At 68.7% G+C, this 11,191-nt stretch carries 13 protein-coding genes and 1 pseudogene; 7 read left to right on the forward strand and 7 right to left on the reverse strand.

Annotated features, from left to right (window positions below):
- Window positions 1-3 precede the first annotated feature (3 nt).
- Entirely contained in the window at window positions 4-1,173 is a 1,170-nt protein-coding gene (locus ON29_RS12715; RefSeq protein WP_040866450.1) for a sulfotransferase family protein, read from the forward strand.
- Between the two features lie 80 nt (window positions 1,174-1,253).
- Here ON29_RS12715 and ON29_RS12720 read toward each other — a convergent pair whose 3' ends face one another.
- Window positions 1,254-1,931 (reverse strand): PaaI family thioesterase, encoded by a 678-nt coding sequence (locus ON29_RS12720; RefSeq protein ID WP_040866451.1) that lies wholly within the window; start codon window positions 1,929-1,931, stop codon window positions 1,254-1,256.
- Window positions 1,932-2,132: 201 nt separating this feature from the next.
- Here ON29_RS12720 and ON29_RS12725 point away from each other — a divergent pair, with 201 nt between their 5' ends.
- Window positions 2,133-2,783 carry an HAD family hydrolase gene (locus tag ON29_RS12725; protein ID WP_040866452.1) on the forward strand — a complete coding sequence of 217 codons (651 nt, stop codon included), beginning with the start codon at window positions 2,133-2,135 and terminating at the stop codon, window positions 2,781-2,783.
- Between the two features lie 10 nt (window positions 2,784-2,793).
- Here the strand turns inward: ON29_RS12725 and ON29_RS12730 are convergent, their stop codons facing one another.
- Window positions 2,794-3,387, reverse strand: a complete 594-nt coding sequence (locus ON29_RS12730) for a TetR/AcrR family transcriptional regulator (protein ID WP_040866453.1) — start codon at window positions 3,385-3,387, stop codon at window positions 2,794-2,796.
- A gap of 21 nt (window positions 3,388-3,408) precedes the next feature.
- Here ON29_RS12730 and ON29_RS12735 point away from each other — a divergent pair, with 21 nt between their 5' ends.
- Together ON29_RS12735 and ON29_RS12740 are read left to right on the forward strand one after the other, a co-directional pair.
- Window positions 3,409-3,774: a hypothetical protein gene (locus ON29_RS12735; protein WP_040866454.1), complete on the forward strand. Its 366-nt coding sequence runs from the start codon at window positions 3,409-3,411 to the stop codon at window positions 3,772-3,774.
- Window positions 3,771-4,271, forward strand: a complete 501-nt coding sequence (locus ON29_RS12740; protein WP_040866455.1) for an SRPBCC family protein — start codon at window positions 3,771-3,773, stop codon at window positions 4,269-4,271. Before ON29_RS12735 ends, ON29_RS12740 begins: the two co-directional genes overlap by 4 nt.
- 197 nt (window positions 4,272-4,468) lie before the next feature.
- Here ON29_RS12740 and ON29_RS12745 read toward each other — a convergent pair whose 3' ends face one another.
- The 3 genes from ON29_RS12745 to ON29_RS12755 all read right to left on the reverse strand — a co-directional run bounded on the left by ON29_RS12745 (window position 4,469) and on the right by ON29_RS12755 (window position 6,577).
- Window positions 4,469-4,966: a hypothetical protein gene (locus ON29_RS12745; RefSeq protein WP_040866456.1), complete on the reverse strand. Its 498-nt coding sequence runs from the start codon at window positions 4,964-4,966 to the stop codon at window positions 4,469-4,471.
- Between the two features lie 133 nt (window positions 4,967-5,099).
- Complete coding sequence (locus ON29_RS12750; RefSeq protein ID WP_040866457.1) at window positions 5,100-5,909, reverse strand: ABC transporter ATP-binding protein; 810 nt, start codon at window positions 5,907-5,909, stop codon at window positions 5,100-5,102.
- A complete protein-coding gene (locus ON29_RS12755) occupies window positions 5,906-6,577 on the reverse strand; it encodes a FadR/GntR family transcriptional regulator (protein ID WP_040866458.1) in 672 nt (223 codons plus the stop codon). Before ON29_RS12755 ends, ON29_RS12750 begins: the two co-directional genes overlap by 4 nt.
- A 256-nt stretch (window positions 6,578-6,833) precedes the next feature.
- Here ON29_RS12755 and ON29_RS12760 point away from each other — a divergent pair.
- Window positions 6,834-8,503 (forward strand): annotated as a pseudogene (locus tag ON29_RS12760) (2-isopropylmalate synthase).
- A 163-nt stretch (window positions 8,504-8,666) separates the two neighbouring features.
- Here ON29_RS12760 and ON29_RS35370 read toward each other — a convergent pair.
- The gene (locus ON29_RS35370; protein WP_051175142.1) at window positions 8,667-9,050 is read right to left on the reverse strand and encodes a nuclear transport factor 2 family protein; all 384 of its coding nucleotides are present in this window, start codon (window positions 9,048-9,050) and stop codon (window positions 8,667-8,669) included.
- 88 nt (window positions 9,051-9,138) lie between these two features.
- Between ON29_RS35370 and ON29_RS12770 the strand changes: the two genes are divergently transcribed.
- A complete protein-coding gene (locus ON29_RS12770) occupies window positions 9,139-9,924 on the forward strand; it encodes a helix-turn-helix domain-containing protein (RefSeq protein WP_040866459.1) in 786 nt (261 codons plus the stop codon).
- Window positions 9,925-10,131: 207 nt separating this feature from the next.
- Window positions 10,132-10,419 carry a hypothetical protein gene (locus ON29_RS35775; RefSeq protein WP_157172760.1) on the forward strand — a complete coding sequence of 96 codons (288 nt, stop codon included), beginning with the start codon at window positions 10,132-10,134 and terminating at the stop codon, window positions 10,417-10,419.
- 126 nt (window positions 10,420-10,545) lie between these two features.
- Here the strand turns inward: ON29_RS35775 and ON29_RS12775 are convergent, their stop codons facing one another.
- Window positions 10,546-10,755: a hypothetical protein gene (locus ON29_RS12775; protein WP_157172761.1), complete on the reverse strand. Its 210-nt coding sequence runs from the start codon at window positions 10,753-10,755 to the stop codon at window positions 10,546-10,548.
- Window positions 10,756-11,191: the final 436 nt, after the last annotated feature.

The following is an 11,191-nucleotide window of genomic DNA, read 5'->3' on the forward strand; positions in this document are numbered from 1 at the left end:
GAGATGACCGTGATCGGTAGGGACGACGTCGGAACCATCGACGATCTGCACGCCTCGGCGACGAAGGTGGTCGGGCTGGAGGATTTCGGCACCGACGACTACCGCGAGGGACTCGGGGTGCTGCTCGAGTCCTATGCGCGAGACGCCGAACTCACCCCCTTCGGCAACAAGGTCAACCGTGCCTTCCTGCGCGGCGCCTTGATCGCCCGGCTGCTCAGTGAGGCCGCCTGGAAGCAGCACCCGCAGCACGCCGACGTGGCGATCGAACGGCCGATCTTCGTGACCGGCCTGCCGCGTTCCGGAACGACGGCGGTGCACCGCCTGCTCAACGCCGACCCGGGCCACCAGGGCCTGGAGATGTGGCTGACCGAGATGCCGCAGCCGCGCCCGCCGCGGGAGACCTGGGCGAGCAATCCCGTGTACCAGCGTCTCGCGGCCGCCTACGACAAGCACCATGTGGAGCATCCGGAATTCATGGGCGTGCACCACATCTCGGCCGACCAGGTGGAAGAGTGCTGGCAGCTGCTGCGGCAGTCGGCCATGTCGGTGTCCTACGAATGCCTGGCCTACCTGCCCACCTATTCCGAGTGGTTGCGCGAGCGCGATTGGACGCCCGCCTACCGCAGGCACCGGCGCAATCTCCAGCTGATCGGCCTGCCGGACGCCGGAAAACGATGGGTGTTGAAGAACCCGAGCCACCTGTTCGCGCTGGACGCCATCTTCGAGGTCTATCCGGACGCATTGGTCATCCAGATGCATCGCGATCCGCGCACCATCATCGCGTCGGTGTGCAGCTTGAACGAGCAGGCGACGGCGGGCTGGTCGGAGAAGTTCCGGGGTCCGGTGGTCGGCGCGACGCAGCTGGATCTGTGGGCGCGCGGCGCGGAGCGGTTCCTCGTCGACCGCAAGCGCCACGACGCGGCGCAGTTCTGCGACGTCGACTACGACGCGTTCGTCGCCGACCCGATCGGCACCGTCGAGTCGATCTACCGGCATTTCGGGCTGCCGCTGACCGACGAGGCGCGCGCGGCGATGGCCGCGTTGCATTCGGAGAGCACGTCGGGCGCCGCTCGTCCGGCGCATCGCTACACCCTGGATGATTTCGGGCTCACTTCCGAGCAGGTGGACGCCCGGTTCGGCGCGTATCGGGAGGCGCATTTCCCGGGGCGGTGACCCGCTCGGCCACCGGCGTCACCGTCACGACCCGCCCCGCGGAGCGCTCGGGCAACTGACCCGGCGGCGGAGCGTGAGCCTCAGGGCTGGCCGGGCTTGAGCACGATGAACAGCCCGTTCGCCTCCGCGCACAGCCGGTCGCCGTCGTGCAGGGTGGCCCGCACGTAGACCTTGCGGCCCTCCTGCCGTTCGGCCCAGGCGCGCACCTTCAGTTCGGTATTCAGCGGAGTGATGGAGCGGTAGTCGACGGTGAGCGACGCCGTCCTGGTCACCGCCCCCGCATGCACGGCCGCCGCCATGCCGAGCAGGTCGTCGAAGGCGATGGCGATCTGGCCACCATGGGCGGCGCTGTTGCCGCCGAGATGGAAGGTGCGGAAGGTGATCCGCGCGTCGACGCCCTGCTGGGGGTGGACGTGGTCGATGAAGAACGGCGGCAGGGTGATGTTGCCGCGGGCGGGCAGGTCGAAGCGGGTCCAGTTGGGCGTCGACCACTCGTCCACGGCGGCGTCGTCGAGCTTGTCGTTCAGCTCCTTGAGGATGCCGATCGCCTCCACCGCCAGCTCGTCGGAGGGCGAGGCCAGCCGGACCCGGTCCATCAGGCCGCGCACCTGCTCGATGAACTGTCCGTAGTGCGGCCCGCCGCGGGAGATGTCGTCCTTGGCGGCCTCGTGGGCGGCGATCAGCTCGGTCATCGGCCGGAACCCGCCCTCGTGGTGCTCCTTGCTCGGCAGCGAGTCGCCGGCCTGCGGTTCGTTCATGAGAACAAGTTATCGGTTGCCCGGGGAATGCTCGCCGGGCGGGTGCGGTGTCCGCCGCCGCGAGCCGTCACCGCCTAGGCTGGTGCGCGACCGGATATCGCCGCTACCCCGGCGATACCGGCACGGTTCCCCCGCGGCCGGAGACGCGATCCGGCCGCGCTCGATCTGTGACCGCTTCGGCTGGCGAAAGGCATTGTGCGCATGGGTATCACCGCGGTCGTGTTCGACATGGACGGCGTCCTGATCGACTCCGAGCCGGTCTGGGAGCTGGTGCGGCGTGGCTATGTCGCGGAGAAGGGCGGGCGGTGGCTGCCCGACACCCAGCAGCGGCTGATGGGGATGAGCACCGGTGAGTGGTCGGCCTACCTGAGCGGTGAGCTGGGTGTGGGCGAGCCGCCGGAGACCGTCGCGCGGGAGGTCATCGAGCGGATGGCCGAGCGCTACGACGAGGGCGTGCCGGTGCTGCCCGGCGCGGTCGAGGCCGTGCAGCGGATCAGCGAGCACTGGCCGCTGGGGCTGGCCAGCTCCTCGCCACGCGCGCTCATCGACGCGGTGCTCGGCCGGACCGGTCTGATCGAGTACTTCTCCGTGACCTTCTCCACCGAGGAGGTCGACCGCGGCAAACCCGCGCCGGACGTGTACGTGACCGTCGCGACGTTCCTGCGTCAGCGGCCTGCCGACTGTGTGGCGGTGGAGGATTCGAGCAACGGCCTGCGCTCGGCCCATGCGGCGGGGATGCGGGTGATCGCGGCGCCACGCCCGGAATACCCGCCCGCCTCCGATGCGCTGGCGATGGCCGCCAAGGTGATCTCCGGCCTCGACGAACTCACTCCGGCGCTGATCACCGGCTGAGGCCGGCTGGTCAGGGGCGGTAGGAAGTCAGCAGGGTGCGGGCGGCGGCGGTCAGGTCGTCCTCGAGCCATGCGGGCAGAGCCGCGGCGTGGGCGTGGCGGCGCAGCGCCGCGTAGGGGAGATCCACGACCGCTCGCGAGACCGCGTCGATCTCGCGTTCGCCGTCCCGGCCGAACACGCCGTCGGCGATGCGGCGCAGGTGCTCGATCAACGGCGCGTTCATGCCGGCCAGGGTGGTGCGGAACTCGGCATCCGGCCCTCCGTCGAGAAGATCGCTGGGGCGCAGCTCGAGCAGGAGCTTGGCGTCCTCGGGGAGTTCGCGCCCGAACCGCAGTGCGGCTCGCACCATCTCGACCCCCGCCTCCACCGGGTCCGGCCGGTCGGCGGCGGCGAGGGTGCCGTCCTGGAAGCGGCGCAGCGCCCGCAGCCACGCGGCGGCGAGCACTCCGTTGCGGTTGCCGAAGCGGTGATACAAGGTCCCGACCGGGGCTCCGCTGGCCTCGGCGATGGCCGAGACGCTGGCCGCGCGAGGTCCCTCGGCGAGCACCAGGGTGCGGGCTGCGTCGAGGATCACGTCGGTGTCGTGCTTGCGGGGTGGCGCCATGTACTAGTACGGTCCTTCTATATGGAGCGTTTGTCCTATATAGATGAGCATGCCAGATCGGTCGAGGCGAATCGCGACCGGGCGTGGAAAGCGGTGCTGAAAGTCGTGTGCCACGACCCGCACGAACCGTCGCCGCCGAGCGGGTTCGTAGTCGATTCCCTCGCGGAACCGCACCGTTTGGCGCTGCGCGGACAGCACTGGTTCTCGAAGTACGCGCTGATCTTCGAATTGGACGAGGAGGGGCCGAGCCGGACCCGCGTCCGCGCCCGCAGTTACGGCGACTTTCCCGGTCTGCACGGCCGGATCTACCGTGCGCTGGTGGTGGGGACGGGCGGTCACCGCTTGGTGGTGCGTCAGATGTTGCGCCGGATCGCGGCGACGGCATGATCCCCGGGACGGTGTGGGGTGCCACCGAGGCCGAGCGCGAAGCGCCCCTGCCGTGCGACGAGCGGCTACCCGGCGGCTTCCAGGCCGACCGAGCGATCAGCGTCGACGCGCCGCCCGCGCTGGTCTACGCCTGGCTGTGCCAGCTGCGGATCGCTCCCTACAGCTACGACCTGCTGGACAATTTCGGCACACGCAGCCCGCGCCTGCGCGACCCGGCGCTCACCGAACTGGCGGTGGGGCAGCGGTTCATGTCCCAGTTCGAACTCGTCTCCTTCGTCCCGGGCGAGCACATCACTCTGGTCGCGGGCAAGGTGTGCGTCACCTACGCGGTGCGGCCCGAAGGTGCGGGAACCCGGCTCGTGGTCCGGATCCGCTGTAGCGCACCGAAATTCGTCGCTATAGCGCTCGCACTCGGCGACCTGCTCATGATGCGCAAACAACTGCTGACGCTGAAAGAACTCGCCGAAGCCGAACACCGCACCGCCTCGACGGCCTAGTTCTCGTTGCCCGCGCATTCCGCGCTCACCGGTGGCGCGGCCCGACCGACCTGCACCTGAGGTGGACGCCGTGATGACGCTGGTCATCGCGACGCCGTCGCCACGATTCGCACCGCCGCAGTCATCGGCGCCGCTCGGCAACGACCGTGGTCGCCGGGCCGGAATTCGTCCACGCGGGCGCCGAGCGGCGATAGCGCTCAGGGGAGGCGTTCGACCAGGTCGAACTTTCGTTGTTCGAAGCCCTTCGGCACGGTGTCGCGCACCGAGATCAGGGCGTGTGCCCAGGAGCCGAGGAGAGTGTGGTCGCCCACCGTGCGGCCGGGGTCAGGTGTGGGGTCGGCGGTGAGCAAAGGCAACGGGTGGATGCGGTGCCGGGCCTCGTTCTCCAGCACTGTCGCTTTGTCCACGAAGATCCGCATGTCGTGATTGAGCAGGTACCGGCCCACCGCCCCGTGTTCCGGGGGTAGCAGGGCGGCGACCGAATCGACTGTGTGAAAGAGGTTTTCGGTCTCCGGCGACCGTGGCGCACTCCGTCCCGCCCAGGTGACCCTGGCCGGTTCGGCGAGCAGTCGCTCGATTCCTTGGACCAGGTGGTGGCCGATCCTCGCGTGTTCCATGAGCCTGGCGCCCACGTCCACATAGCCGAGCACCCGGTGGTCGTCGGTGCGGAGTACCGCTCGATACAGCTGCCACACGTAGCCGTATTCCCTTCGGTGGTAGACGATTTCGTTGCATGCTCACACGCGATTGCGGTGTGGCGATTACAGCGGCGTTACCACCGTGGTGCGGCCCGACGGCCTCCTCTGGACGGGCGAGTTGTCTATCGGGCTAGCGCGACGCCCATGCCGTGGGTTTGCGTGCCGCCCGCGCGGTCCAGCGGCCGTCGTCGTGGCGGACTTCCACCGGGTGCGCGAACGCCGCGGTGACGTTCTCGGTGGTGATCGTCCGCAGGGCCGGACCCGACGCGACGGCGTGACCGTCGGCGATGAGCAGTGCGTGGGTCGTCGTGCTGGGAAGTTCCTCCAGGTGGTGGGTGACCAGGATGGAGGCGACGTCGGGGTGTGTCCGGTCCAGGGTGTCGAGGGTGTCCAGGAGTTGTTCGCGGGCGGCGACATCCAATCCGGTGGACGGTTCGTCGAACAGCAGCAGCCGCGGCTGCGCGATCAGCGCTCGGGCGATGAGCGTGCGGCCGCGCTCACCCTGGCTCAGCGTGGGCCAGAGTTCGTTCGCCTTTCCGGTCAGTCCGACCGTGTCGATCATCGTGTCGGCCCGGCCGCGCTGGTCGGCTGTCGGCGTCCAGCGCATGGGGGTGTCGATGGTCGCGGTCAAGCCGGTCAGCACGACCTCGCGGATGGTCAGCGCGGAGCGCAGCGGGTGGCGCGGGTTCACCTGACCGATGCCCCGGCGCAGCCGCTGCAATTCGACGCGGCCGAGTTCCGCGCCGAGCACCCGGACCGACCCCGAGGTCGGGAAGGTGACCGCGCCGCAGAAGCCCAGCAGCGTGCTCTTGCCCGCGCCGTTCGGTCCCAGCAGGGCCCAGCGTTCGCCCGCGCGCACGGTCAGCGAGATCCCGTTGATGATCTTCTTGCCGTCGCGGCGGAAGGTCACGTCGGTCAGTTCGAGCACCGGTTCGGTCACGTGAAAGCCTCTTTCAAGGTGGTCAGGTGGGCGCGGCTGTACTCAGCGGCGGCGGCGGGATCGCGGGCGGCGATCGCGTCGGCGAGCCGTTCGTGCGCGGCGTGATCGGCCGGTTCCGACGGCACCGGGCGGATCTTCAGCATGTCGATCATCGCCAGGCGCAGCCGCGGCAGGAAGCTGTCGAACAACTGGGTCAGCACGTCGTTGTGGGCGGCCACGAGCACCGCGCGGTGGAACGCCATATCGGCGTCGACGTGCTCGGCCACCGGCTCGCCGTGCGCCTCGCGCGCGGCCAGCGTACGGCGAATGGCCCGCAGGTCGGCGGGGGTCCGCCGCTGGGCGGCGAGGGCGGCGGCCTCGGCCTCGATGGCGATGCGCGCTTCGATCACCGAGGCGATGGTGGCGCGGCGCAGCACCGTGTCCCACTCCTCGGTCGCATGCAGGGCGGTCACGAAGACGCCCGCGCCCTGGCGGCTGTCCAGCACGCCTTTCCCGGCCAGTTCGCGAATGGCCTCCCGCAGCGTCGAGCGGCCGACGCCGAACTGTGCGGCCAGCGTGGTCTCACCGGGCAGGCGGTGGCCCAGCGGCCATTCACCCGCCTGGATGCGGGCGAGCAGCAGTTCGGCCGTCTGCGCGGCCAGCGGATGACGCCGTACCTGCGAGATCATCGGTACCTCTCTACTTGTCTGAGGAGTCGTGTACAGTCTAGCCATCATGCGCACCATGCTTCTGCTTAGCCGCCACGGCGGGGCCTGAACGACCGGCCGCCCGCCGTGGGGCTTCGTCGTGGCCGGTCACCTCTCGTCGTGACGGCCGCAACGGCCAGGAAGCAGACCCATGACCAGCGCTTTCCCCACCATCGACACCCCCTCGGGCGACATACCGGATCGGGCCCCGGCGTGGAATCGCCAGCGGCACTCCCGAATGCCCTCGCACCGCTACCGCGACATCTACCAGCGCGTGGAGGTCCCGCTCACCCGGCGGCAGTGGCCCGACGCGAGGATCACCCGAGCCCCGCTGTGGGTGCCGGTCGACCTGCGCGACGGCAACCAGGCACTCGCCGAGCCGATGGACCCGGCGCGCAAGCGGCGCTTCTTCGAACTCCTGATCGCCATGGGCTACAAGGAGATCGAGGTCGGCTACCCGTCGGCGTCGCAGACCGACTTCGACTTCGTCCGGCTCATCGCCGAGGACGATCTCGCGCCCGAGGACGTCACCATCGTCGTCTTCACCCCCGCCCGCCGCGATCTCATCGAGCGCACCGTCGCCTCGATCCGCGGCATCCCCAACGACGTGGTGATCCACCTGTACACCGCCACCGCTCCCGCTTGGCGTGACGTCGTGCTCGGCAAGGACCGTGCCGCACTGCGCGAGCTGATCCTCGACGGCGGCCGCGCCGTGCTGGACTGCGCCGGAGACCTGCCGAACGTCCGGTTCGAGTTCTCACCCGAGGTGTTCAACCTGACCGAGCCCGACTACGTGCTCGACATCTGCGACCGGATGACGACCTTGTGGGACGCCACCGCGCACAGGCCGGTCATCCTGAACCTGCCCGCCACCGTCGAGGTCGCCACCCCGAACGTGTACGCCGACCAGATCGAGTACATGCATCGCAATCTGGCGCGCCGCGACAGCGTCATCCTCTCGGTGCACCCGCACAACGATCGCGGTACCGGCGTGGCGTGCGCCGAACTGGCGGTACTCGCGGGCGCGCAACGCGTCGAGGGCTGCGTCTTCGGCAACGGCGAGCGCACCGGCAATGTCGACATCGCCACGCTGGCGCTGAATCTGCACGCGCAAGGCGTCGATCCGATGATCGACTTCTCCGACATCGACGAGATCCGGCGCACCGTCGAATACTGCACGCGCATGCCGATCCACGAACGCCACCCGTACGTCGGCGACCTGGTGCACACCGCGTTCTCCGGCACCCATCAGGACGCGATCAAGAAGGGAATGGCCGAGCATCGCGCCCGCGCCGCCGCGACGGGCATCGCGGAGCGCGCGCTCGACTGGCAGGTACCCTATCTGCCCATCGATCCCGCGACCTCGGCCGCAGCTACGACGCGGTGATCCGGGTCAATTCGCAGTCCGGTAAGGGCGGCATCGCCTACCTGCTGCACACCGAGTACGGCATGGACCTGCCGCGGCGCCTGCAGATCGATTTCGCCCGCCGCGTCCAAGCGCTCGCCGACGACACCGGTGCCGAGGTCACCGCCGCCGAACTGCGCGATCTGTTCGAGGCGAGCTATCTCGACGACCCGACGTGGCTGGCCTTGAAAGACTGGCGCACCAGCGACGACGAGACGAGCACCGAGATCACGCTGGCCGTCGACGGGGTCACCCACCGCACACTGCGTCCGGGCGACCCGCTCGCGGTGCTGGCAGAGGCGCTGTCCGAGGCCGGATGCCCGATCGAGGTACTCGGACTGACCGAGCAGTCGATCGGCGCAGACGACGCCAGACCCGCTCTCGCCTACCTGGAGTACCGCAGCGGCGAACACACCGGATGGTCGTGCGGCCGAGCCGAATCCGCCGTGGCGGCAGCGCTGGCAGCGGTTGTGCGCGCCGCCGGACGCTCGGCACGAAGATGATCGTCTGACGCGGTCGGCCCAGCGCTGGTGACCCGATCGAGGTGCTCGGCCGGTCCGGCACCTCGATCCGGTGCGGCAGCTCGATCCGCTCCGGTGGCGCGATCCGCGTCCCGCGCTCGACCGAATCCCCGCTTCGATCGGCCGAGCACCCGGATTTCTGTCGTCAGAACATGCCGTGCGGGATCTGCCCGGGTTCTGGCACCGGTTGCACGACGTCCCAGTGCTCGACGATCTTCCCGTCGACCATCCGCCAGATGTCGACAACCGCCTGGTCGGCCTCCGTTTCGCCGGGCAGGATCATGCGGTAGTGCATGACCACGTACTCGTCGTCGGCGATCACCCGCGCGAGCTCCAGCGTCGATCCGGCCACGGGTGCCTGTGCGATGAACTCGAGGAAAGCGTCCTTACCCGACGGGTTTCCGGGGCTGTGCTCGAGGAATTCGTCGTGCAGCAGCGTCCGCAGCGCGTCTATGTTGCCCGCCGCGAATTCCGCGAAGCCCCGCATGGCCAGTTCCTTGTTGCGCAGTGCCGTGTTGTCGTTCGTCATGCCGCCGAGACTGACAGCGGGTGAACCGGGGTGTCGATTACATGGCAGGTAATGGCGGGTATGACCCGGTCGTCGGGATACTGGGCCGGTGAACGGTGATCGACCGGTCGGCGAGCTGCTGCGGGAGTGGCGGCACCGGCGGAAGCTGAGCCAGCTCGATCTGGCCATCCAGGCGGACGTGTCCGCCCGGCACGTCAGCTTCGTCGAGACCGGCCGCACGATACCCAGCCGATCCATGGTGCTGCACCTGGCCGAACAGCTGGACATCCCACTGGGTGAGCGCAATCGCGTGCTGATCGCGGCGGGCCACGCTCCCGAGTTCCGGCGCCGCGACTGGACCGACCCCGCGCTACGGCGCGCCCGCGACGCCGTGCAGCGGGTCCTGCGTCTACACGAACCGTATCCGGCGCTGGCGGTGGACCAGCGCTGGAATCTGGTGCAGGCCAACGACTGCGTGGGCGTGTTCTTCGACGACGTGGATCCGGATCTGCTCGAACCGCCGATCAACATGATGCGGCTCGGTCTGCACCCCGGCGGCTTCGCGTCCCGGCTTCGCAACCTCGACCAAGTCCGGGCCTTCCTCCTGCCCCGGCTGGGCCGCCAGGTCATGGCGACCGGGGATCCCGGCCTGGCCGCGCTATACGAGGAGTTGCGGTCCTATGGCTCCCCGGGTAGTACGGACAGCGACCCGGCGGAAATCACGTTGCCGATCCGGTTGCGTCACCGCGACGCGGAACTGTCGTTGTTCAGCACGATCACGACCTTCGGCGCGGCCTTCGACATCACGCTCGACGAGGTCGCCGTCGAGGCGTACTTTCCAGCCGACGACGAAACCGCTTCCTACCTGCGCGGACTGGCCGCACCAGGCCGGTGAGCGCCGTGCCGGTGAGGTCGTCCGCCAGGAAGCCGATTTCGAGTCCGGTCGTGACAAGCAATTCCACCAGCGCAGTGCGGTCACGAGCTCGCCGAGCTGGAGCCGGTCCCGCACCTGGACCCCTTCCGATGCCGCCGACACGAGGAACTCGAACCAACCTGGCTACCACTGGCCTGTGAGGCGGCAGCAAGCGCGTCATCGCTGCAAGTGCAGCTGACGCTGCACCGTCGGCGGCTGGACCATCTCGTCGTCGATATCTGTGAGAGCCCGGGCATCATATTCGATGTCGGCATGCAGGCCGGCGCGGTCGCCGACCGTTTCGAACGCCATCAGTCGATGCAGCCTGGCGACACGGTGCCTCTCTGGGTGAAAGCTGCCCGAGGGCACGGGCGCAGGCTGCGCCTTCGTGTGACGGCTGGCCTTGAAGACAAGCTGTGGGATCCTGTCCTGCTGCCCGACTTCCAGATCTCTATCGACGGGAGTGATGAGCCATGATCAGGGCCGATTACGACAGCGGTTCAACGAGTGATCGGTAGCTCCGAATAGAGCGGTGCGCCAGCTCCTTCCGCGCGATTACTACCAGAACCCCGTATGTCCGCCGGCGCTCAGGATCGGTCGCTGCTAGCCCGGCGGTCCGGTGGTGTAGGTGACCGGCCAGCACATGACCCCAGGTGAATGTTCGTAACCGGTGTGGCGTTCGATGAGCACCGGCCATTCGCCGGTCTTGCTCAGGACCGACTCGATGTTGAGGCGGATGACGGCCTCGAGGGCGCCCGGGGCGGTCGCCCTCGGCACGAACATGTTCATGCGCCCGGTACGCGGTGGGGTCATGCCACCCGATCGTGCGCCCTTGCCTCGGTCGAGGCAAGCGGTTCGTTCGTCACACGAACGGACATCGCCCGGCGGCCCGCAGACCCGGTCGCTCACTGCCTGGGTGCACAACAGGCCCCGCGGGGCGACATCACCAGGTCTCATGGGGTGGGCTGCCGCTGTGTCGTGTCGGGTGAAGAACATCTTCACCGGCCGGAAAAAATCTGCACCGATGAATGTAGACATACTGTGAACATCGGTATACAGTCGCTGTCGTTGGAGATGAAAGTCTGGTTGGCCGGGCAGGTGACCTGCACCGGAAGCAAGATTGACCATCCCCTCCGGCGGAGAAGAGTACCCGGTGCAGTCGGCCGGACCGCCGGAGGGGATGACGAGATTCCGCAGACCGACCGGCAACCCAGGAGGTGGTCACTGAACAGCTCTTCCCAGATTCCGT

It is taken from the genome of Nocardia exalbida NBRC 100660 (assembly GCF_000308575.1).
In the GTDB taxonomy this organism is placed as follows: domain Bacteria; phylum Actinomycetota; class Actinomycetes; order Mycobacteriales; family Mycobacteriaceae; genus Nocardia; species Nocardia exalbida.

Coding starts and splice junctions, on each gene's coding strand:
- ON29_RS12720 (WP_040866451.1), bottom strand. CDS start 1,931: ATGAACGAACCGCAGGCCGGCGACTCGCTGCCGAGCAAGGAGCACCAC.
- ON29_RS12725 (WP_040866452.1), top strand. CDS start 2,133: ATGGGTATCACCGCGGTCGTGTTCGACATGGACGGCGTCCTGATCGAC.
- ON29_RS35370 (WP_051175142.1), bottom strand. CDS start 9,050: ATGACGAACGACAACACGGCACTGCGCAACAAGGAACTGGCCATGCGG.
- ON29_RS12730 (WP_040866453.1), bottom strand. CDS start 3,387: ATGGCGCCACCCCGCAAGCACGACACCGACGTGATCCTCGACGCAGCC.
- ON29_RS12740 (WP_040866455.1), top strand. CDS start 3,771: ATGATCCCCGGGACGGTGTGGGGTGCCACCGAGGCCGAGCGCGAAGCG.
- ON29_RS12775 (WP_157172761.1), bottom strand. CDS start 10,755: ATGACCCCACCGCGTACCGGGCGCATGAACATGTTCGTGCCGAGGGCG.
- ON29_RS12735 (WP_040866454.1), top strand. CDS start 3,409: ATGGAGCGTTTGTCCTATATAGATGAGCATGCCAGATCGGTCGAGGCG.
- ON29_RS12755 (WP_040866458.1), bottom strand. CDS start 6,577: ATGATCTCGCAGGTACGGCGTCATCCGCTGGCCGCGCAGACGGCCGAA.
- ON29_RS12715 (WP_040866450.1), top strand. CDS start 4: ATGACCGTGATCGGTAGGGACGACGTCGGAACCATCGACGATCTGCAC.